Origin of the sequence: Novosphingobium aromaticivorans DSM 12444 (assembly GCF_000013325.1) — a bacterium.
Classification (GTDB): Bacteria; Pseudomonadota; Alphaproteobacteria; order Sphingomonadales; family Sphingomonadaceae; genus Novosphingobium; species Novosphingobium aromaticivorans.
The window spans coordinates 688,361-709,779 of the sequence record NC_007794.1; the positions used below are offsets into that span (position 1 = coordinate 688,361).

25 protein-coding genes are annotated in these 21,419 nt (G+C 62.3%); 24 read left to right on the forward strand and 1 reads right to left on the reverse strand.

Translation table 11 applies throughout. The features are described from left to right. The first annotated feature begins 10 nt into the window (after nucleotides 1-10). From SARO_RS03240 to SARO_RS03340, 21 genes are all read left to right on the forward strand, one after another. Entirely contained in the window at nucleotides 11-1,408 is a 1,398-nt protein-coding gene (locus SARO_RS03240) for a phage major capsid protein (protein WP_011444310.1), read from the forward strand. Between the two features lie 77 nt (nucleotides 1,409-1,485). After that, nucleotides 1,486-1,707: a hypothetical protein gene (locus tag SARO_RS03245; RefSeq protein WP_041550051.1), complete on the forward strand. Its 222-nt coding sequence runs from the start codon at nucleotides 1,486-1,488 to the stop codon at nucleotides 1,705-1,707. A 57-nt stretch (nucleotides 1,708-1,764) separates the two neighbouring features. Continuing rightward, nucleotides 1,765-2,127: a hypothetical protein gene (locus tag SARO_RS03250; protein WP_011444312.1), complete on the forward strand. Its 363-nt coding sequence runs from the start codon at nucleotides 1,765-1,767 to the stop codon at nucleotides 2,125-2,127. A 69-nt stretch (nucleotides 2,128-2,196) separates the two neighbouring features. Further along, nucleotides 2,197-2,742 (forward strand): head-tail connector protein, encoded by a 546-nt coding sequence (locus SARO_RS20095; protein ID WP_011444313.1) that lies wholly within the window; start codon nucleotides 2,197-2,199, stop codon nucleotides 2,740-2,742. After that, on the forward strand, nucleotides 2,742-3,092 hold the full coding sequence (locus tag SARO_RS03260) for a phage head closure protein (protein ID WP_011444314.1): 351 nt from the start codon (nucleotides 2,742-2,744) through the stop codon (nucleotides 3,090-3,092). The genes SARO_RS20095 and SARO_RS03260 overlap by 1 nt, the downstream gene beginning before the upstream one ends. Next, the gene (locus SARO_RS03265) at nucleotides 3,089-3,733 is read left to right on the forward strand and encodes an HK97-gp10 family putative phage morphogenesis protein (RefSeq protein ID WP_234007403.1); all 645 of its coding nucleotides are present in this window, start codon (nucleotides 3,089-3,091) and stop codon (nucleotides 3,731-3,733) included. The genes SARO_RS03260 and SARO_RS03265 overlap by 4 nt, the downstream gene beginning before the upstream one ends. After that, nucleotides 3,726-4,133 carry a tail completion protein gp17 gene (locus SARO_RS03270; protein WP_011444316.1) on the forward strand — a complete coding sequence of 136 codons (408 nt, stop codon included), beginning with the start codon at nucleotides 3,726-3,728 and terminating at the stop codon, nucleotides 4,131-4,133. The genes SARO_RS03265 and SARO_RS03270 overlap by 8 nt, the downstream gene beginning before the upstream one ends. 14 nt (nucleotides 4,134-4,147) lie before the next feature. After that, the gene (locus SARO_RS03275) at nucleotides 4,148-4,363 is read left to right on the forward strand and encodes a hypothetical protein (RefSeq protein ID WP_011444317.1); all 216 of its coding nucleotides are present in this window, start codon (nucleotides 4,148-4,150) and stop codon (nucleotides 4,361-4,363) included. An 88-nt stretch (nucleotides 4,364-4,451) separates the two neighbouring features. Further along, nucleotides 4,452-4,913, forward strand: a complete 462-nt coding sequence (locus tag SARO_RS03280; protein WP_011444318.1) for a hypothetical protein — start codon at nucleotides 4,452-4,454, stop codon at nucleotides 4,911-4,913. A 106-nt stretch (nucleotides 4,914-5,019) separates the two neighbouring features. Further along, nucleotides 5,020-5,436, forward strand: coding sequence for a hypothetical protein (locus tag SARO_RS03285; protein ID WP_011444319.1), 417 nt, complete (start codon nucleotides 5,020-5,022; stop codon nucleotides 5,434-5,436). 95 nt (nucleotides 5,437-5,531) lie between these two features. Continuing rightward, nucleotides 5,532-5,903 (forward strand): hypothetical protein, encoded by a 372-nt coding sequence (locus SARO_RS03290; protein WP_049759298.1) that lies wholly within the window; start codon nucleotides 5,532-5,534, stop codon nucleotides 5,901-5,903. Nucleotides 5,904-5,905: 2 nt separating this feature from the next. Next, complete coding sequence (locus tag SARO_RS03295; protein ID WP_011444321.1) at nucleotides 5,906-8,878, forward strand: hypothetical protein; 2,973 nt, start codon at nucleotides 5,906-5,908, stop codon at nucleotides 8,876-8,878. Beyond that, nucleotides 8,875-9,921 (forward strand): hypothetical protein, encoded by a 1,047-nt coding sequence (locus SARO_RS03300; RefSeq protein ID WP_011444322.1) that lies wholly within the window; start codon nucleotides 8,875-8,877, stop codon nucleotides 9,919-9,921. The genes SARO_RS03295 and SARO_RS03300 overlap by 4 nt, the downstream gene beginning before the upstream one ends. Further along, on the forward strand, nucleotides 9,921-10,757 hold the full coding sequence (locus SARO_RS03305; protein ID WP_011444323.1) for a hypothetical protein: 837 nt from the start codon (nucleotides 9,921-9,923) through the stop codon (nucleotides 10,755-10,757). The genes SARO_RS03300 and SARO_RS03305 overlap by 1 nt, the downstream gene beginning before the upstream one ends. A 3-nt stretch (nucleotides 10,758-10,760) precedes the next feature. Beyond that, complete coding sequence (locus SARO_RS03310; protein ID WP_011444324.1) at nucleotides 10,761-11,861, forward strand: hypothetical protein; 1,101 nt, start codon at nucleotides 10,761-10,763, stop codon at nucleotides 11,859-11,861. 9 nt (nucleotides 11,862-11,870) lie between these two features. Next, nucleotides 11,871-14,039 carry a hypothetical protein gene (locus SARO_RS03315; RefSeq protein ID WP_011444325.1) on the forward strand — a complete coding sequence of 723 codons (2,169 nt, stop codon included), beginning with the start codon at nucleotides 11,871-11,873 and terminating at the stop codon, nucleotides 14,037-14,039. Beyond that, entirely contained in the window at nucleotides 14,036-14,380 is a 345-nt protein-coding gene (locus SARO_RS03320; protein ID WP_011444326.1) for a hypothetical protein, read from the forward strand. Before SARO_RS03315 ends, SARO_RS03320 begins: the two co-directional genes overlap by 4 nt. Further along, nucleotides 14,377-14,916, forward strand: coding sequence for a glycoside hydrolase family 108 protein (locus tag SARO_RS03325; protein ID WP_011444327.1), 540 nt, complete (start codon nucleotides 14,377-14,379; stop codon nucleotides 14,914-14,916). Before SARO_RS03320 ends, SARO_RS03325 begins: the two co-directional genes overlap by 4 nt. Further along, on the forward strand, nucleotides 14,913-15,182 hold the full coding sequence (locus tag SARO_RS03330; protein ID WP_011444328.1) for a hypothetical protein: 270 nt from the start codon (nucleotides 14,913-14,915) through the stop codon (nucleotides 15,180-15,182). The genes SARO_RS03325 and SARO_RS03330 overlap by 4 nt, the downstream gene beginning before the upstream one ends. Next, a complete protein-coding gene (locus tag SARO_RS20530; protein WP_011444329.1) occupies nucleotides 15,179-15,475 on the forward strand; it encodes a hypothetical protein in 297 nt (98 codons plus the stop codon). The genes SARO_RS03330 and SARO_RS20530 overlap by 4 nt, the downstream gene beginning before the upstream one ends. A 296-nt stretch (nucleotides 15,476-15,771) precedes the next feature. Next, on the forward strand, nucleotides 15,772-17,769 hold the full coding sequence (locus SARO_RS03340) for a hypothetical protein (RefSeq protein ID WP_011444330.1): 1,998 nt from the start codon (nucleotides 15,772-15,774) through the stop codon (nucleotides 17,767-17,769). 6 nt (nucleotides 17,770-17,775) lie between these two features. Here SARO_RS03340 and SARO_RS03345 read toward each other — a convergent pair whose 3' ends face one another. Beyond that, nucleotides 17,776-19,152 carry a hypothetical protein gene (locus tag SARO_RS03345; RefSeq protein ID WP_090910558.1) on the reverse strand — a complete coding sequence of 459 codons (1,377 nt, stop codon included), beginning with the start codon at nucleotides 19,150-19,152 and terminating at the stop codon, nucleotides 17,776-17,778. A 244-nt stretch (nucleotides 19,153-19,396) separates the two neighbouring features. Here SARO_RS03345 and SARO_RS03350 point away from each other — a divergent pair, with 244 nt between their 5' ends. The 3 genes from SARO_RS03350 (at nucleotide 19,397) to SARO_RS03360 (ending at nucleotide 21,372) form a co-directional block, all read left to right on the forward strand. Then, nucleotides 19,397-19,735, forward strand: a complete 339-nt coding sequence (locus tag SARO_RS03350) for a hypothetical protein (RefSeq protein WP_041550064.1) — start codon at nucleotides 19,397-19,399, stop codon at nucleotides 19,733-19,735. Between the two features lie 303 nt (nucleotides 19,736-20,038). Continuing rightward, entirely contained in the window at nucleotides 20,039-20,329 is a 291-nt protein-coding gene (locus tag SARO_RS03355; protein ID WP_011444333.1) for a DUF2218 domain-containing protein, read from the forward strand. 98 nt (nucleotides 20,330-20,427) lie between these two features. Continuing rightward, nucleotides 20,428-21,372, forward strand: coding sequence for a fumarylacetoacetate hydrolase family protein (locus tag SARO_RS03360; protein WP_011444334.1), 945 nt, complete (start codon nucleotides 20,428-20,430; stop codon nucleotides 21,370-21,372). The last annotated feature ends 47 nt before the right edge of the window (nucleotides 21,373-21,419 follow it).

Here is a 21,419-nt window from a genome sequence, read left to right on the forward strand (position 1 = left end):
GAGACAATTCATGAAGAAGAACCTGATTGCTGCGGCCCTTGTGGTCGCGGTATCGCTGGTGCTCGCTCCGAGCGCCGCCTTTGCTGCCACTTTCGCGCAGCAGATCCATCCGTCGCTGGACATCAACGGTGCTCTTGCCGCGATCGGCATGCTGGCGGCTGTTGGCAGCATCAGCGAGTTCGGCCGCAAGCAGGCAGGCGAAGGTGAGGGTGAGCTCAAGCAGCTCGCGGTCGACCTGAAGTCTGCGACGGACCAGGTAAAGACCTTCGCCGAGAAGGCGGATGCGGAAATGAAGCGTCTCGGCACGGTCACCGAGGAAACCAAGAAGAGCGCAGACGAAGCGCTCATCAAGATGAACGAAACGACCGCTCGAATCGATGCGATCGAGCAGAAGCTCGCTCGCCGCGGCGAAGAGGGCGAGAAGCGCCGCGCCAAGACGGCCGGCCAGGAAGTGACCGAGAGCGAGGAGTTCAAGGCTTGGCTCGGCGGCAACCGCAAGAACACGTTCAGCATGCAGGTGAAGGCGATCATTTCGTCGCTCACCACCGACGCTGATGGCTCGGCGGGCGACCTGATCGTTCCGCAGCGCCAGCCCGGTATCATTGGCCTGCCGCAGCGCCGCATGACGATCCGCGACCTGCTCACGCCGGGCAACACCGGTTCGAACGCGATCCAGTACGTGAAGGAAACCGGCTTCACCAACAACGCTGCCACCGTGACTGAAACCGCCGGCACGGCGAAGCCGCAGTCGGAGATCAAGTTCGACATCGTCACCAGCTCGGTCACGACGATCGCTCACTGGGTGCTTGCGACCAAGCAGATCCTCGACGACGTGCCGCAGCTGCGCTCATACATCGATGGCCGTCTGCGTTATGGTCTGGAGTACGTCGAAGAAGGGCAGCTGCTCAACGGTGGCGGCACTGGCACCGATCTCAACGGCATCTACACCCAGGCAACGGCTTTCGCGGCGCCAATCACCCCCACCGCCGCCGGCATGATGACGAAGATCGACATCATTCGTCTCGCCATTCTTCAGGCAGCTCTCGCGGAACTGCCGGCCAACGGCATCGTGATGCACCCCAGCGATTGGGCTGACATCGAGCTGACCAAGACCGATGATGGCGCTTACCTGTTCGCCAATCCGCAGGGTGGCAGCGAGGCCCGACTGTGGCGCCTGCCTGTCGTCGAAACGCAGGCGATGACCGTCGACAAGTTCCTTACCGGAGCTTTCCAGATGGGTGCGCAGGTGTTCGATCGCGAAGAAGCCAACGTCGAGATCTCGACTGAGGACAGCGACAACTTCCGCAAGAACCTGGTCACCATTCGCGCCGAGGAGCGTCTCGCGCTCGCGGTCTATCGGCCGGAAGCCTTCATCAAGGGCGACTTCAGCGACGCGCTGGCACTCTGATGAAAAGGGAGGGCCGTCTTCGGGCGGCCCTTTTCCCGAGCGGCCCTGATGGACCGTTCCGGAAAAGGAGATTCCAGATGAAGCTCAAGGTACTGGAACAGATCCACGTCAGTGCGGTGTCGTCGGATACTCTGCGGCGCGGCCAGGAAATCGAAGTCAGCAACGCAGCTGGCGAGGATCTCCTCAAGTTTCATCCCGACAAGTTCGAGCAGGTCGCAGGCAAATGCGGCGGCGCGAAGAAGGCAGCGGTGCCCGAAAACAAGCAGGCACCGAAGCCGGACAACAAGTTCGGAGCCTGACTGGGCCCGGCACAGCAACAGGGGCAGCCGTGAAGCTCCGCCACCAGGAGAAGCAAGATGCGTCGTTACAAGGTCACCGTGACCACTGCGGCGGATGGTACCGCCACCGCCTACACTCCTCGCCTCTCGGGCAAGATCCAGCAGATCGAATATGTGAAGACCGATTTTGCTTCCGGTGTCGATTTCACGATCACTGGCGAGGCGACCGGCATAAATCTGTGGACCGAGTCGGACGTCAATGCGTCGGCGGTTCGTGCACCGCGCCAGGCGTGCCATTCGCAGGTCGGGGCAGCACAGCTCTACGCGTCCGGCGGCACTGCCGTTACCGACAGGATCGGCCTTTCGGGCGACCGCGTGAAGATCGCCATTGCGCAGGGCGGCGCCACCAAGATCGGCACTTTCCACGTCATCGTCGACTGAACTGTCGCGCGGTCGGGGGCAGGCAGTGTCTGCCCCATTTCTTCATGAAGGTTTGCGGGAGTCGTTGAAATGGGGTTGACCCTCATAGCCGCATCAGCGGCGGCGCCCGTGGATCTCGAGGAGGTCAAGCGCTGGTGCAAGATCGAGGTCGATGACGACGACGCGATCGTCGAGATGCTGATCGCCGCAGCGTCCGAGCTGGTTCAGAATTTCATCGGCAAGGCGATCACCGAGCAACTGTGGCTCATCACGCTGCCAGCATTTGCCGACACTGTAGAACTCGAGCCTGGTCCGGTGGTTGAGGTCACCGCAGTTCGGTATCTCGACGAAGACCGGATCGAGCAGATCCTCGACCCGGCCATCTACATCGAGGACACTATCAGCGCCCCGGCGCGCCTTGTCCGCGATCCTGATCAATCGTGGCCTGCAACCGCCAGCCCGACCGTCCCCAATGTGGTGTCGATCGAGTTCACAACGGGCCCGGAGGAAGCCGATCCGCGCGTCAAGGCAGCCATCATGGCGACTGTGGCGCAGTGGTACGATAATCGCATTCCTGGGGCACTCCCGGCGGGCGTCACGGCAATGCTGCAGCCTATGCGCAGGATGGTGCTCTGATGGCCGAGTTCGACCCAGGCCGGTTCAAGGATCGGATCACCATCCTCCAACCCGGGCGTGCCCAGCAGGGCAAGTATGGAACCCATGCTGTCGCCTGGACCGAGATGGTCACAGTGTGGGGCGAAGTTCGGGACATGCTGCCAAGTCGTGCGGAGCGCATCGCTGAAGGGCTCGAGATTTCCCGCCGCCCCTGCCGGGTTCGAATTCGGCATCGTGGCGATGTTCGGACTGACATGCGCCTGCGCTTTCTCGGCCGGACCTTGCGCATTGTGGCAATTGCCGAGGTGGGCCGGCGTGAAGTGCTCGAGATTGCGGCAGAAGAATTGTCGACGGAAGGGCAGGATTCGTGAGCCGTAACATCGGATTGAAAGGTGGGCCGGAACTCATGGCTTTCCTGGAAGCCTTCCCCGCGAGACTGCAGAAAAACGCGCTGAAGTCGGCCATGATCGCTGGTGCGCGCGTGGTTCGTGATGAGGCCAGGGCGAATGTGCCGGTTAAGAGCGGCAAGCTGCGCAAGGCGATCAAGACGAGCAGTCCGCGTGCATTCAAGGGCGGCGCCGCTTCGGTCAAGGTGAAGGTGCTGGGAGAGCATAGCTTCATCGGACACTTCATTGAGTACGGAGTCAGGCCACACCTGATCACTGCCGGCGACAGCAAGCTGACCGTCCGGACGCTCAACAAGCGTGCCAGCAGGGGCGAGGGCATTCGCGAGACAGAAACCGGTCTGATCAGGGTGGGCGGCTACGAGGGCACCCGCACGACCCAGACGAGCGACGGACCGCGCGAGGACACATTCAAGATCAATGCCGCGTTCATAAGGGGGGCGATCGTTCACCCTGGCTTTCCGGCGCATCCCTTCCTCCGCCCTGCGCTGGACAGAACGGCCAGCCAAGTGGTCGATGCCATCGGTAGCCGGCTTCGCGAGTATCTGAAGGACAGAACGAGCTTCACGGCGCCGATCACGATCGAAGCGGACGTCGAAGATGAGTGACGGCGTGGCGACCATGGTGCAGCTGCTCCACGAAAGCGCAGCCGTTACCGGGCTAGTGCCTGCCGGTAGCATCGGCGCTGGCGTGCTGCCTCTTGGCACGCCTCTGCCTTATCTCTCGCTTTCGCTGGTGTCTTCCAGCGACATGAACATGCCTGCACCCGGGGCGAAGCGGCGTGTGCTGGACAGGGTCCAGGTCACGATTGCCGCGGCGACATATGACGAGCTCCGTGAGATATCAAAGGCGGTGAAGAGCGCCGGCGCGGATCAAGTCCCTGACGTAGATGGCATCAGCCAGGTCACAGTGCATTCGCTCGGTGCCGGGCCAGACTTCATGGACGAAACGGCCTCGATCTACCTCGGAAGCCGGGATTTCCGGGTCTGGTACAACGAAGTTCGCTGAACAGGAGACCATTGATGAGCAAGAAGAACGCGATCGTCATCCGCAAGCGTGGGGTGAATCACGGCGATGATCACTTTCCGGCCGGCACCGTCATTCGTGACATGCCCGAGGGGCAGTTCAAGGACTGGTCCGATATCGGCATCGTTCGCGAGGCGAGCGATGCGGAAGTCGCTGCCGGCGGGCCCGGCAAGCAGAGCAAGCCGCGCCGCAGCGACGAAGCCGCGGAATAGCAGCAACAAGATCAGCCAGGGCCATCAGGCTGCTGGCGATGCCCCGCCCGCGATTTTCGCGGGCTTTTTCATGCAGGAGTAAAGAGACATGAGCATCTTCGCGACGGCGGGGTCGACCATTTCGTTGTCCGCAGGCGTCCCCGCAACCTTCAACACCGCGGGTTATAGCGCGCTGACCTACACGATTGTCGGTGAAGTTACCGATCTGGGCGAATTCGGCCGCGAGTACGCGCTGATCACGCACAACCCGATCGGCAGCCGTGGCACCGTCAAGAAGAAGGGCAGCTTCAACGAGGGGCAGCTGACGGTCCAGATGGCGCTGGACACTGACGATGCCGGCCAGATCCTGGCAAAGGCAGCCGAGCTTTCGGACAATCCGTACGCAGTGAAGATCGCTCTGGCGTCTGGCGATGCTTACTACGCGCAGGCGCTGGTCATGTCCTTCAAGGTGACGGGCGGCGGCGTCGATACGATCACCAGCGCGACGATGGTGCTCGAGCTGACCACCAGCACGGGTGGCGTTGGCATCGTCGAGGCCCTCGCGGCCTGATTTTGCTTCCTCCCCGGCCAGCCATCCTGGCCTCCTATGTTCCGGTTCGCCGCAGTCACGGATGCGGCGGGCCGGGGCGCCCTTTCCGTGAAAAGGACACTTAGACATGGCATTTGACATCACCAGGCGCCGCGCGCTCGAAACGGCAACCATCGATCTCAAGAACGGCGACGACAGTCCCCTGACCGACGACGACGGCAAGGTGCTTTCGGTCACCGTGCACGGGCCCGGCTCGAAAGTGTGGCGGCAGGCCTCGGCCGAGATCAACCGCCGCAAGGCGGAGCGCCTTCAGAAGGCTGGGGGCAAGTTGGCCGCATCGCTCGACAGCGCCAAGGAAGACCAGGTCGAGTTTCTATCGCGCGTCACCATCAGCTTCAACGGGTGGGAATACCCCGGGACCGGCAACGATCGCGAGATGTTCGCGGCGGCCTATGCTGACGACAGTCTCGGCTTCATCCGCGATCACGTGCATGCCGAGGTGCATAGCTGGGAGGCTTTTACGAAAGGCTCGGCCGCGAGCTGAGCCTCTACGTCCGGCAATTGGCCTGGCTGTCGGTCGCTCCCAAGGACAAGAGCAAGCGGCCGTTGAAAGGTTCGACCGCTCGCCGGGACACTCCGGTGAAGCGGGCGGATGCGATGCGCGCAGCCGGTCTAGAAGTCCGCTTGCCGCCCAATCCGGCGCCCTACCTCATCGACTGGCTCATGGAGATCGGACCGACTGCGCCCGGGGCCATGAGCCACGTCGCGGTCGGATGGCGCGACATTGCCGCCTGGCAGGAGGCAATGGGCGTCGACTTGCTGCCATGGGAGGCAGCACTCGTACGCCAGCTTTCGGCCGATTTCGCCAACCAGCTGCACGACGCCGAAGACCAAGCCTGTCCCGCTCCCTGGAGTGAGCAGAAGGCGGTCGAGGACAATCGTGAAGCGGTGTCCCGCAAGCTCGAAATGACATTCAAGGCGCTCATCGCAGCGCAGAACCCCAAGAGGTAACAATGGCAGGCGTGAAGGCGGGCACTCTCGAAATCGAGATCCTGACGAACATGGCGCGCCTGCAGGAGGAAATGCGCCAGATCGAAAAGTCGGTCGGCAACATGTCAACCGGGGTTGCGCGCTCCACCAAGGCTGCAAACGACAATATCGGGAGTATTGGCAAGACCAGCGGCCTAGCTAAGCACCACGTGCAGAATCTGGCCTTTCAGTTCCAGGATCTCGGTATCCAGCTCACCGCCGCTGCCCAGAGCAGCAAGCCCTTCCAAGGGGCGATGATGGCGCTATTCCAGCAGGGCACGCAGATTCAAGGGGTGATGTCGCAGGCGGGCATAGGCGTTGGGGGCCTGATCGCCCAGATCGGGCGCTTTGTCCTCGCCGCCGCGCCCGCCATCGCCGCCATCGGTGCAATCAGTGCCGCGGTTGGTCTCGTCACCAGCGAGATCAACGAGAACAGCAAGGTCACGGTCACCTGGCAGGACACCCTGCTGGGTACTTATGACGCACTGAAGAAGTATCTCACCGACCAGCTCACCGGTGCATTCAAGGCATTCGGCCTCGAAACTTCGAACGTCTGGAAGGACGTCGTCAACGCGGCGAAGTGGGGAATCAACTGGATCATCGGCGCGATGACGGTGGTACCGCGGGTTCTTCGCGACACCTGGAGCCTCATTCCCGCAGGCGTAGCGGACATCTTCGTGACGGCTGCCAATGGCGCCATCCGGGCAGTCAACGCGATGGTCGCGAAGACCGTCGAGATCCTCAATGGCTTCATCAGCAGCGCCAATGTCATCCTTGGCAAGGTCGGCCTAGATCTTCCCAAGTTGGCAGCTCCGCAGATCGGGGAGCTCCAGAACAGCTATGCCGGAGCCGGTGCCAAGCTCGGAACCGCGTTCATGGGCGCAATCCGTGACACCGTGACGCGTGACTACCTCGGAGACGCTGCCGCAGCGATCAGTCCGTTTGCCCAGGCGCGGGCTGTGGAGCGCATGAAGAAGGACGCGAAGAAGGCGGGCAAGGAGGCAGGAAAAGCACTCCGCGATGGCGCCGAAGACGAGCTGAAGAAGCTCCTCGCATCTCTGGAGGGCACCTTCGCGATCTATCGGGACGCGGCCAAGACCACCGGGAAGATGCTGGACAAGCAGCTCGATCGGGACTGGCAACGGATGTTCGACGAGATGGCGGACAAGCAGCGCAAAGCCTCTCAGGCGGCAGTTGATGCTGCCGATGCAAATGCTGCCTGGAACGACGAATTGCGCCGCACGATCGAGCTTCTCGATCAGATTGGCGGGTTTGCAAGCATTCTGGCGAACATCGGCGCAGTTATCGAGGGCTTCTCCAGCGGCGACTTCTCGGGTGTGCGCGGTCCGCTGGGCGGCCTGCTCGGCCTGGTTGGCAGTACCGATGAAGGCAAGCAGGCGATCAAGGACCTGGGTGTTGTGTTCCGCGATGCGCTCGACGGCGTGTTCGGCGGAGAGGGCAGCTTCACGAAGGCACTGAAGGCGGCGAGCGTGGGTGTAGCTGCCGGGCAGATGGTGTTCGGTTCCAAGAACAGCGGCATCGGTTCAGCAGTCGGCGGGGTGCTGGGAGAAGTTGCCGGCAAGGCTATCGGCAAATCTGTTGGTGGGCTGCTCGGCAAAGTTGGTGGTCCGCTTGGGTCCATTGTCGGTGGCATTCTCGGCGGCGCGCTTGGCAGCCTGTTCAAGACGGTAAAGACGGGCTTTGCCGTCGTTTCCAACACGGGCGTGACCTCAGGAGGCAGCAGCTCCGAACTTGCGTCGTCCTCGAAATCGAGCGGCACGGGAATCCAGGCCGCAATTCAGAACATTGCCGATCAGCTGGGCGGGTCGGTGGGGAACTACTCGGTCTCGATCGGCAAGCGGTCTTCGGGCTGGATCTCGGTCTCGGCGTCGGGCTCGTCGCAGGTTGCCGACAAGAACTGGAAGAAGCGCAACGTCGGCGGTGACTTGATCTATGATGGCAAGGACGAGGCCGAGGCCCTTCGCGTCGCCCTGCTCAATGCCATTCGCGACGGAGCCATTCAGGGCGTGCGCGCGGGCACTGCCGCGCTCCTCAAGAAGGATGGCGACATCGAGACCCAGTTGAACAAGGCCCTGAAGTTCGAGGGCGTGTTCACCAGCCTCAAGCAGATGACGGACCCGGTCGGGTATGCGCTGCAGCAGCTGACCAAGGAGTTCGAAGGCCTCAAGAAGATCTTCGACGAGGCAGGGGCGACAGCGGCAGAGTACGCGGACCTCGAGAAGCTCCTCAACCTCCAGAAGCAGGAAGCCATCGACAAGGCGGCGGCCGAGGTGCGTCAAAAGGCACTCGAGGCCGTCAACGATCCGCTGAAGCTGCAGATCCGCATATTGGAGCTGCTCGGCAAGGGAGAGGATGCCGTGGCTGCCGCGCGCATCATGGAACTCGCCAGCCTCAAGTCGTCTCTTCAGCCCCTTCAAGCGATGGTCTACCAGCTGGAAGACGCGAAGGCGGTAATCGATCAGTTCGGGCCACTGGCCGACGATTTGCGCGCCTATCGCAAGGAGCTGCTGGGCGGCAGCACAACCATGGGGCTTGCTTATCTGGCGGGCCAGTTCCGCAGCACTGCGGCCTCGGCCGCCGGCGGCGATGCCACCGCCCTTGGACAGTTGCGCAGCGTTTCTGGTCAATACCTCGATGCAGCCAAGGAGAACGCGGCCAGCGCGCTCGACTACCAGCGGGCTGTTTCCGAGGTTCTTGCGGCTGTGGACCGCGGGCTCTTCGCTGCCGACGCCCAGGTCGATTACGCGCAAGCCCAGATCGACGCGATCGAGAACACCGCGAACATCATGCAGTCGATGAAGACCGAGCTGGTGACGCTGCAGAAGCAGGTCGCTGACACCAGCGCAACCACGCTCAAGCTCTGGCAGCGGTTCGAGATCAATGGCTTGCCGGTGAACAACGATGCCGGGCCGGTCCAGGTGGAGGTAGTCTCGTGAGGATCGTCCGACCGATATCGGTCACAAATACCAACCTTTTGTCCAGCAACGTGCCCGAAACGCCGCCGGCTGCCTATGACGCAGGCGCGACCTACGCATTGGACGCGCTGGTGTCGGTGCTGACTGGCACCGTGGCGATCGTGTACCGGTCCCTGCAGGCTGGCAACACGGGCAACACGCCGGGAAGTTCGCCGGATTGGTGGCTGGCCCTTGGCACCGCCTATCTGGCGTACGATTCGGGCACGACATACGCCCTTGACGACATCGTATTCAGCGCCGCGACGAACCACACATACCAGTCGCTTCAGGCTGCCAACACGGGGCACGCCCTCGATGATCCGTCGTGGTGGCTCGATCTTGGTCCGACCAACCGATACCGCATGTTCGACCAGGCCAACTCGAGCCAGACGACGAACGCCGAAAGCATCATCGTCGAAGTGCAGGTCACTGGCCGGGCGGATGCTGTGTCGCTGCTTAACATCGCTGGCGCTTCGGCGCAGGTGGTCGCCGAGACGGTCGAGGACGGGGAGATCTACAACGAGACCTTCAATCTGGTTTCGCCGTCCGGCATCAACGATTGGTACCAGTACTTCTTCGAACCGATCGTGCGGCAGGGAGACCTGACGGTCTATGACCTGCCGCTCAACGCAAACCCGGTCATCACCGTCACGCTGATCGAACCAGGCGCCACGGCGAAGATCGGGTCGCTTGTGATCGGACAGTCGCAGTTCCTCGGGGACACCATCCACCCCGCCAAGCTCGGTATCCAGGACTTCAGCCGGAAGGAAACCGACGAGTTCGGGAACTTCACGATCATCGAGCGCAGCTTCGCGCGGCGCGCCACGTTCAAGGTCGCGATCGACGAAGCGCGCATGGATGCGATCTCGACGGCGCTGACCAACTACAGGGCCGAGGCGATCGTATGGCTGGGCGTCGATTCCTACGCCTCGAGCTGGATCTACGGCTTCTACCGCGACTGGGAGTTTGACCTCTCCGCGCCCGAGGAAACCTATCTTAACATCGAGCTGGAAGGCCTGACCTGATGCCATTGCAGGACATTGCCGTGCTGCCGGATCCGCCGGCGCGATCGGACCCGCCTGAGGACTTTATCGCAAAGGCTGACGCGCTGCTTTCCAGCCTTCCTGCCTTTGTCGACCAGCTCAATATCCTCGCAACTCAGCTCGAAGCCACGGCCGCCCTGATCAACGTCGCGCCGGCCTATGCGGACGCCGGGCTGCGGGCGCTGACGGGCAAGACGCCGGCGGCCAACAAGCTGCCGTACTATACCGGTACTGCAGCGTCGGCACTTGCCGATTTCACCGCGGCGGCGCGGTCGTTCCTCGCCGCAGCCGACGCTTCCGCGCAGCTGGATGCCCTTGGGGTATCGGCCTTCATGAAGAGCCTGCTCAACGACGCTGATGCGGCCGCTGCGCAGGATACCCTGGAGTTGGTGCCCGGGACTGATGTCCAGGCCTTTGACGCGGATCTTGCCGCGATCGCGGCGCTTGCAACGACGGCATTCGGGAGGTCGGTGCTGACGATCGCGGACGGTGCCGGCGGGCGAACGTTGTTCGGCAGCAACGGGTCGCTGGGGTATGGTTCCAACGCCAGCGGAAAATACTTCTCCGTGCCGATCCAGGACCGCACCTACTACCTTCAGATCATGACGGGTTCCACGCCCTCCAATGGGTGGAGTTCGGCGATCAATCTTCCTGTGGCCTTTACCACCGAGGGTTGGATCGTTGCGGGGGCCAATTCGCTCAACACGGGGGCGACCGAGGGCAACAAGATCGCGGCCGACCTGGTTGGGCTCGACAAATTCAAGGTTGGTTCGGACGACTCACCGACCGACTACACCTGCATCGCCTGGGGTTATTGATCCATGCCTGTACCTGAAATTTCGGCTTTGCCGACTGCGCCGTCGCGCCTCGATGAACCGGGGGCATTCGTCGCAAGGGCAGATGAGTTCCTTGGTGCCCTTTCGCCGTTCGGGATGCAGGCGAACGATCTGGCGACATGGATGGATACCACTGCCGCAGCTGTCAGCAGTGACAAGAGCCTGGTCTTGAGCACTGCCGAAGCGGTGGGTACCATTGCAGGTCAAGTTGCCGAGAACGCGGCCTTGGTTGCCGAAGTACTGGCGGCTATGGGCCGCTTCTATGCCACGCGATCCAGCGGTGTAGCGGCGACATCGGTCGGTGAACTGTTCACGTCAAACGAGGGCGGGACACTGGCGGTCTATCAGCGGACCGCCACAACGCCGTTCTATTCCACGATTAGCGTCGTGGGCTATGCGGGCGGAATCGGTTCGTCGCTACTGACAATGGCATCCGCGCGACTACTGGGCCGTACGACGGGCTCAACTGGTCCGATCGAGGAGCTTTCGGCGGCGGGATTGCTTTCGCTGTCCGGCGGAACGCTACGCGGTTTACACGCTGCGCACGGTCTCTTCGGCAAGGGCGTCACTGGTGAATATGTCTCACCGCAAATCAACAACGCCGCCCCAACGACGGTAACTCTCACGACGGGCGGGATTCACTATACCCCGTTGCGCGTCATGCGGGACTTAGCCTTCGATCGCCTCGAAGTTGAAGTAACCTCCAATCCGGCCGCTGGCACGACTATTCACCTGGCAATCTATCCCGACAACGGTGGCGTGCCGGACGGCTCCACTGCGCTTGCGCGCACCGCGTCCCCGATTGATGCCGTCGGAATTGCGATAAAGAATACTGGCAGTGAAGTTGCTGGCGCGTTGGCCAAAGGGCAGACTTACTGGCTTGCCATATCGGTGAGCGCAACCACCGTTCTGCGCGCGGCCGCTGTCGGGGCGATGCCCATTATCGGCTACCCCTCCTCGTCTTTTACGGGCTGTAGCTGGCTTTCCTCGACCTTCACGCACGCTCAGCTTCCGTCGACTTGTCTCACCACAGCGCTTGGTACTGCTGGCGGACTGACGCCGCTTGTCCGTGCCCGCATTGCATAAGGAACTAGTATGCCGACCGCTGAGGAATGGGCAGTGCAAGCCCAGGCCAGTGCAATTGCTGCGTCGAGTGCCGCGTCCGGGCTCGCTGCAACGCTGGCGTTGGTAGATGACCGGAAGGAAGCGGTCGTAAACATGGCCGACTCTGTAGAGTCGTCTGCCTTGCTGGCTACAACGCAAGCCAGCACAGCGACGGCGCAAGCTGCCCTCGCAATTGGGGCTGCTACGAATTTGCAGGCGGAAGCTATTGGGGCGAGGCAGGGTGGCACAGTTGCCGACACCGGCAAGCAGGTGTTGTCGCTCGTCGGGATAGACGGCGGCACCTCCAACCTGACGGCCACGTTTGCCCGTTGGGCCCGGTTCCGCGATGCAGGCTCGGTCGACGACGAAACGACTATCAAGACTGGATCGATCGTATCGGGCATCGCCCTGACCGCCGTTGTCCTTGCGACGGCAGCAAAGGCGCGCGGCAGGGTTTGGCGGCGGCCACTGTCGAGCGGTTCGCTGAATGCGGCACCGGGCTCCGCGCCAGACGACGTCCTCCTTCGGGATACCGGAATTGTCGCGATCGCCGACGATCTCCTGACGATGGTCGGTTTGTCGCAGATCTACCTCAACATCCCGGTCACCAAGTTTGAAGTGCTTGCCGGCTACGCCTACGGCTTCGACTTCGAGATCTACGACGCTTCGAATACGCTGCTCACCGCTACGGCGAGATACACCACAACGGCCGCGCTCGCGCAGCGTCACGCCGGGTTCTATTATGCGACCACGGGGGCGGGCAGCTTCACGGCGCAGACGACGACGCGCCCGATCCGGATGGGCTATTCCACGCCGAGTATCACTTCCAACCTGACCGACCTCGAGAAAAAGGCCGAGCGCAAGCTGGCGGCGACGGCGAACTCGAGCAAGTTGACGGATCTCGAGCGCTTGGCGATCTCGCGCCAGGGCGCCTGGTCCGGGCCGAACAAGATCATTCGGCCGAACTACCCCTCCTATCGGCACGGCCTGGCGCGCCTCGGGCTTACCGATGGTGCATATGGCGTCGACTATGGTCCGCGCATTGCGCTGGCGGACATGACTGAAATGACGGCGGTTACCGGCGTGAACCTCGGGAGCTCGGGGCAAATTCGCTTCGAGAGCGGCAGTGCGAACAGCCCCAAGGGAGCGGTCTATTCCGGCCTCAAGCAGGTGGGCTCGCGCGGGATCTACCAGCCTACCGCCAACTGGGCCCGGCTGTTCCTGACCGACTGCTACATGAACGGGCAGACTACGGTCGGCAAGCCGGTGGACATCCAGCAGGTGGGGGACAGCGGGGTGACCAAGTTCCCCTATGTCGAACTCGAGTATTGCGACTTCCGCTATTTCTCGGCCGGCATGGGCAACCTCTACAACGGGGCGATCCGCAAGAGCCTGATCCTGCACAGCGGTGCCAACACGCTCCAGATCCAGCAAGAATATGACAACGGCTGCGCCCTTATCCTGGAACAAAACCTGTTCATGTTCGCCAGCACCATCGAAGCCGGCGCCATTTCATCCAGCCACGGCGATGTGCTGGAAATGAACATGGCCCGCAACGCATCGTGTGTCGGCAACGTCTATTACATGCCGTCGACCGGGACGACCTACGATCCCGGCTCCTATGGCTCAACCAACTGCATCAGGCATTCTGCTCAGTCGTCGGCGCCGATCAGCAACGTCTATCACCTGGGCGAGCTGATCGTCGGCGGCAACAGCCCGGTGGGCATGAACATGCGCGGCGGGACCATCCTGAACATGCTGTTCGCCTTCAACAAGTACGGGGGCACCGAATACAGTTCGGTCAACAGCTACATCGCTATGACCGGTCCGCAGACGGGCGATACCGGCATCACGACCGATTGGTGCAACCTTGCGTTCTTCGACGAATATCGCGTCGATGGCACGCCGATGCCAATTGGCGGCGGCACTCCGGGTACGGTCAACAACGCAGTGCCAGCTACCTATTATGCGCGGCCTGCGAACGCCTACCGAACGAACGAAGAGAAATGGGGCATATTCAACTGGGATAAGGCGCGCGCGACGCCCAAGTTCATCGAGGCGCTGCAGCTTCTGGGGCTGGCGACGGGGCGGACGATCCTCGACAGCAATAACGATTTGAACGCTGAATATGCCCTCGGCGCTCTGAAGGCCACGCTGTGAACTCAGGTGACACCGGCAACGCCGCACAGGTCCGCCTGATCGCGGAGCAGGTAGCCGAGGCTGCCGTCATCAAGTTCGCAGCGGAGCATCCGGAATTGCGCAAGGCAGAGATCCCGCCACCTATCAAATGGGCAGGAGTCATCATCTCCGCGCTCTTCACCACTGGGGTCGCAGGGTCGGCTTTCTGGATCGTCTCATCGGTCAGCGAAATGCAGGTGACGCTAGCCCGCATGGATGAGCGCCAGGCGCTGCTGACGACCTCTCAGGACAAGAACTACAGCGAGATCGAGCGCCGGGTAACGGTGCTTGAAGGCTACCACAAGCAGGGAGGCGGCCAGTGACCATCGAAGCCATGATCGAGAACACGATCGGCAAGGAGGGGGGCTACAACAACCACCCGGCCGATAAGGGTGGGCCGACGAAATGGGGCATCACCGAGCGGGTCGCGCGCAAGTACGGCTATGCCGGGGACATGCGCGACCTTCCCCGCGAGAAGGCTGTTGCGATCTACCGGCAGGCCTATGCGATCGAGCCGGGCTTCGCGGCCGTCGCGGAGATCATGCCCAGCGTCGGGGAAGAACTGTTCGATACCGGCGTCAACATGGGGCCGGCCGTTCCCGCGATCTGGTTGCAGGAGTGGCTCAACGCCTTCAACGGCGGCGGGGCGCTCTATCCCGACATCAAGGAAGACGGCGATATCGGCCCTGCTACGCTGGCGGCACTGAGGGCGTTCAAGGCGGCTCGCGGGCCCGAGGCTGAAACGGTGCTGCTCCGTGCGCTGAATTGCAGCCAGGGCGAGCGATACAAGGTGCTGTCGCGGAACCGGGCTGCGAACGAGGCCTTTACGTGGGGCTGGCTGCGGACGCGCGTCGCATGAACCGCGTTCCCCATATTCGCATCGTCGTCGGCGCGAGCCTGCTCGCCGTTCTTGGCTACTTCGGCTTCTCGGTCTGGGTCTTTGGCTGGACCGCCGACGCGGCTCTTCGAGGAGACGTTGTCGGGACATGGAAGTCCTTCGCGACGCTGGCGTTCGGCTTCTGGCTGGGTTCGTCGAGCGCCGGGAAGGCTAAGGACGGCGACCCGGCACCGGTGACAGTGGTCAACCCGCCGGACGCTCCGGTGCCTGTGGAGGCGCAGTCGTGATACCGCTACTGATCCGCTACCACCGCCCCCTGATCGCCGTGGCGCTGCTCCTCGCGCTCATGTGGGCGCTCAACCGCTACGTGGCCGATGCCGTGCATGACGACCGCGTGGAGACGCGCAACGCTGCGTTGGAGGCCGACAGTAAGGCTGATGACCGTGCCGGTGTTGTGGCGGCATCCGAACAGGCGAAAACCGAAAAGGAGAACAACGATGCTCGGGAAGCTGCAGCTCGCTCTGATGATCCCCTTGGCGACGGTTTGCGTAGCCTGCGGAACGCGCGTCGAGACCCCTAAGCCGCCGCGCGCGCTGCTCGATTGCGCCGAAGAGGCGACGCCTCCCAACCTCGCGCCGGTCCCGTGGTCGCTCGGCAACCTGACCGAGATCCAGCGGGTGCAGGCCGAGCGCGATCGGCAGACGTTCGAGTATATCCTGGCCGAACGGTCGGCGGGTGGGGACTGTCGGGGGAAGTTGAAGGGGGTGAAAGCTTGGGCGGGGGCTTTGCCCCGGTAGCTGTTGCCTACCTGATCGGGGGAACTATCACGGTCCGAGCCGGTATGCCGTCGGAGTCGACCGCAAGGAGTATCCCCGCTTGAATTCCCGCCCACCCAGGACCGCCTCCGGAACTATCGCCAAGTTTCCATTCGGCCGTCAGCCCGGCCACGACGCCGGCACGGATGGCGACGTCTTCGTCGACGCTGTCGATGGGCTCGATACGAACGACGGCCTGAGCCCGGAAACAGCGGTGCGCACGATCGAGCGCGGTCGGCAGATCATCTGCGCGATGGAAGGCGATCGCACCATGCGGATCATGGGAGACGGGGTGAAGTACCGCGAAGCGGTGACGACAAACTCCTACAACCCGTTTCCAAATCCCAAGCTCACCAGCCTGACCGTGAAAGGCTACGGCACGGACCTGCCATGGGTGTCGGGCGCTGAGATCGTACGTGGATTTGCGCCGTGCTCCGAAGAAGACGCTGCTATCCTGGGGAAAAACTGGCGCAACGTATTCAAGGCGACGTTTCCGGCAGACCTCATTACCGGGCACAAATCCTACTGGCGGATGATGACCACCGAGAACGGTGTGCCGCTCAAGCTTGCGCAAGTGCGCGGCAACGAGAAAGTCCCGGCGTTCTTTCTCGACAGCGTTCTCACGATGATGAGTTCGGCCACTGATCCTACGATTTCGGCGGCGCTTAACGCCGAGAACCAAATTGCGACGATTAGGCATGACGCGCTGCTGCCGAAATATACTGACCGCCAACTGGAGCAGGCGGTGGCGGCCGTCCACGTGTTCCCCAATTTCGTGCGCGCGCTTCGCGTCGAATCCGTTTCCGATTCAGTCCTTCACATCGAGCCGAACACCTTCCACTTCGGCGGATCGAAGGAGTATCACTACAACCTGCTGAACCTCGCCGCCGAGATCGAGAAGGGCGGCTGGGCCTATCGCCTGGAGGGCGGTCGCATCACTCTTTACGTCTGGCCGCGAGATCCCCGGAACCTCAAATCAGGCATCGAGGTCGCTGCGCGTAAGTTCGCCTGGAAGCATTCGAACAATACCCGGGCCGTTCACTTCGAGAATATCGGCTTCGAGATGTGCGCGAACGACCGCGCCGCTGCGGACGGCATCCTGCTGAACCTGAACTACGGGGACAACATTACCGTCAGCCAGTGCCATTTCCGGCTCCTGTCGGGCGAGCAGAACCAGATGCTCTACGTGAAGTGGGGCAACAACATCCGGGTGGAATACTGTTCGTTCGAGCTGGGCCAGGGCACCTATGGCTGCAACATGGACGGCCCTTCGGCGAAGATGGCGACGGGCAACCGGCTGGTGAACTGCTTCTTCTCGGACCTGTCATTCACGCCGAGCCGGCACCAGAAGCAATCGCTGATGGCGGTTGCGAACAACTACATTCGCCGCACCAGCGCAGCGGGACACGCCAACACCAACGATTTCAAGGGCGGCTGCGACCGATGCCTGTGCCTCGGGTTGGTGACCGATATGTCCGAGCAAGGTCGGCCATATCAGGGTTACGCCACAAATCAGGGCTCGAGCCGTATTCTCTATCTCCATTCCATCCTGCCGACGAACAGCGATGGCCGCGCCTACATGGACCAGACGACGTCGCGCGACGTTCTCCCCCACGCTGGCGGCGACAATGCACTGATCAACTGCTGGGTTCCGCACGAGCGTGACGGGAAGTGGACGACCTTCGGCGCAATCATGGTCGGCCGCACGCTTCCCGCGTCAAACTGGTTGGTGCTGAATTGCATCGCACCAACGATCGTCGCGGCAGGTGGCTACGTGTTCCGGCGCAACAACCTGCTCACCGACGCGAAGGCCAAGGCCGCCGATGCGAGTGAGACCGTCCTTGAATACCGCGCTGTCTACAGCGACCCCGACAACCGCAACTGGGCGGCGAAGTCCGGCAGTCCGCTGGACTGCAAGAAGGGCTACCCCGTTGCGGCGATACTCGAGCAATGGGAAGAGTTGTTTCCGGACGTCGATTTCCGCCATGACCCCTGGGGACGGGCGTGGGACCCGATGAACCCGGGGATCGGACCGTGGGGGAGGCCTTGGGCGCTGTGAGCGCGGCTAGGCCGCGCTCGGGGAGACGCGCCGTAGCAGCTCGTTGACGATCTTCTTCAGCTTCCGCCAGGCGCGGTCTGGCCGGCGTACCAGCTTCATGAATAGATGCCATGTGTCCCGCAGGTCGCCGTACTTGTTGATCGGTACCGAAAGGGTCGCCGGGTCCGTCAGGTGTGCGAGAGCGGGAAGGAAGCCGGGCTTCAGGCGGAAGCTTGGCGCCATCGAGAGCATGCGGGTGAACTGCCGCCGAGAGATCAGGGGGCCGACGTCCTTGGTCCCGTCGCCGGAAGTGCCCTGTCCGAAGGCCCATGGGCCAACACGCAGCTCAAGATAGGCGAGGTCGAGGATCTGATATGAATCCAAGCCCTCCGGAAGTTCCTCCAGCCACGCAAGGACCTGATCCAGCAGAACAGGGTGCTTTGGCAGTTTCATCTGCCCCACAAGGAAGTCGGCGTCGATCTTGGTGTCAGGGCTGAGGCCCTTGGGCCAGAAGAAGCCGCGGCCGACTTCACCTGCAACGCCGCCGATGAGGTAGTGGCCGGCCAGTGGCGCCATGGTGGGGTAGTAGAGCGCATTCATGCCTGATTGCGCGTGACCCGCGCCTCTCCGCCATGCTTCGATCTGCTCGTCGCTCGCCTTCGCGCACGGCAGGATGCGGTGCTGGATGCCGGTGATCTTCACCAGCCTCTTCGCCAGATGGATGTCCAGTTCCGCACCCGGAACGCCCGCCGTCACGAACTGGACGCTGCCCCGCGAGGTGCGGTTGCATGCCAGGAGTGCGCGGGATTCATTGCCACCGGTGAGGCCTTGCGCTGTCGGCCCGGAGCGCACCAGTGCGGTGATTACCCGGTCAATCTCGTCGGCCATTTCCCTCAGCAGGCCCTCGGGGTCTGCCTGGTACGCAGGAAGAGCAACAGGCCAGAAGCGATCGATGGTGCGGTCGGTCAGGCACAAGCGGTGATTTGGGAGAAGCCGGTTGATGCCGGAATGCGCGGTCAGGCCGGCGGTGAACCATCCGTCTCGCTCGGCATCGAAAGCGGCAACGAGCGACCGATCCATTCGAGCGTCGTAATCGTCGCCAAGGATTGCCTCGACCGACGACGCTGCCGTTTCCGTGGCATGTTCGTAAACGAGGCCGATTTGCGCGGCCGCATCGGGGTAGATGTATTCCTTGCCGCCGACCGCGACGAACAAGAGGAAACTGCCGCTCAGACTGTCCAGAACCGCCTTGGCAATCTGGTCCGCTGCCAACTCGCAATCGAGTTGCAGCTCGGAGCTGAGGACGCTGGCCTCGTCGATGTGAATAGGGAAGCCGATCAGGAACCCGACGTCCTGCCCGCCAGCGGAAACGCGAACGACGTGGTAGAGGGGGTGCACCCACACGTCCCAGGCATTGCCTAGTCCGCAATGGACCATGCGAGGGTCGGGGGAGGCTATACCCTTACCAACGATATAGCCCGGCAGTGTGTGACTCAACGTAACCCCCTGATACTGGATCACCTTTCGGTATAGCCGCCTCGGCTACCAGATCAAATCACGTTAAGCTTGTTAAGCCAGCATCCTTCTCTTGGATGTTCCCACTCCCTTTCCCTTGCAGAATCATCCCCGTTCCGCTTCCGTTCCGGGAATGGCAAAGAAGTCCGCCTTCATCCCGACGTGGGTCCGCACACTGGATGCGATGATCGAGGCTGACGCGCTGATCAGGGTTCACTGTGAGCAGTGCAATGCGTGGCAGGACATTGATTTGGTGGCGCTGCGGGAGAAGGTCGGCGGCGCCTATTCGCTGCTGAATCGTCGGTGCCGTTGTCGGCTGACCGAGGGGTGCGGTGGCTGGAACCGGTTCCTGTATCGTGGCGGGGTCATGCGCGATCTGGCCGAACCAGATGTGCGCGATAGGTGGTTGCAGGAGAGTATACGGAAGGGCCTAGAGGGGCGGAGCAACGAGGCCAATCAGTGCTCGCAGTGACAACAAATTCAAGCGAACTTGTTTTACAGCCAACGGCTAAGTGATTGAAATGAAAGCGGGCAAATTCTGGCGATTTTACAGCATGATTGGCCGATTTGCGTGCGTTTCGCAGAGCTTGGAAGGCTAGGGCTTTACCACTAAGCTATACCCGCCCGGACCTTGCGGCCTCGCGCAGAGGGCGCTTGCCACGGACTGCGGCGCTTCGTCAACCTCGGATCGGTCTGGTGTGGCATGGACACTGTTGACTGACAGCGGAAAAGATATATCTTAGAAATAACATATTGACTCAGGAAAGCGATTCCCATGCCTGCAAGCCGCGCCGTCGTGCCCACCGCCCATGCCAGCCGTTACCTCCAGCAGCTTTGCAAGCACTGGGGGCACAAGTTCGAAGTTTCGTTCGATCCCGCGCAGGGCCGGGTGAAGCTGCCGTTCGGTCCGGTCGACCTTCTGGCCGATGACGTTGCGCTGACGGTGACCTGCACCATCGAGGGTGACGGCGATCTTGCACGTATGCAGCAGGTCGTCGCGGATCACCTCAACCGCTTCGCGCACCGCGAGGGCGAACTGGCCTTTGCCTGGCAGCCTCTCGCCTGAGGTTGCATTCACAGCGCTTATCATCCGCGATAAAAACCATTCCTTTGTCGTGGCCGTAGGGCAGGGCTAGGCCATCGCTCAACTCCGGGAGATGAACGATGCGCCTTGCGACCCTGAAGAATGGAACTCCCGACGGCCGGCTGGTCGTCGTCTCGCCTGACGCGACGGCCTGCGCCCCGGCGCCCATTGCCACGCTCCAGCAAGCGATCGAGCAGTGGGACGCTGTCGCTCCTGCACTGGCGGTCATCACGGATTTCCGCGAGCCGCTGGATCCACAAGCGGTCGCCGCGCCGCTTCCCCGCGCTTGGCAATGGCTCGACGGGTCGGCCTTCAAGAGCCACGGCGATCTCATGGACGCGGTATTGGGCATTACCAAACCCAAGACCGAAGTGCCGCTGATGTACCAAGGCATGTCCGACACATTTCTTCCGCCGATCAGCGAGGCGCGTTTCCCGTCGGAGGATCTGGGCATCGATTTTGAAGGCGAGTTCGGTGTGATCGTCGATGCCGTGCCGATGGGCGCCTCGGCCGAGCAGGCGATGAAGCACATCCGTCTCGTCGTGCAGATCAACGACTGGTCCCTGCGCAGCCTTGCCGGGCCGGAGATGAAGACCGGCTTCGGCTGGGTCCAGGCCAAGCCGGCCTGCGGGATGGCCCCGTTTGCGGTGACGCCGGACGAACTGGGCGATGGCTGGCGCGACGGGCGGGTCTGTCTTGACCTGCTGGTCGACTGGAATGGCAAGCGCTTCGGCGCCGCGAATGGCGGGTCGATGGAGTTTGGCTTCCACGAACTCGTTGCTCACGCCGCGCGGACACGGGACCTCGTTGCCGGCACGGTCATCGGGTCGGGCACCGTCTCCAATACCAATTTTCGCGAGATCGGTTCGTCCTGCATCGCCGAGCGACGGGGGATCGAAGTGCTGGATCTAGGCGAAGCTAGGACGCCCTTCATGGCGTTCGGCGATGTGGTCCGGATGGAAGCGGTGGATGGTTCCGGTCGGGCGCCTTTTGGTATGCTCGAACAGAAGGCTGTGCCTGCCTGACGTTCGGCCACTTGTCCTTCCTCCGATAATTGTTATAGCGCATAGCG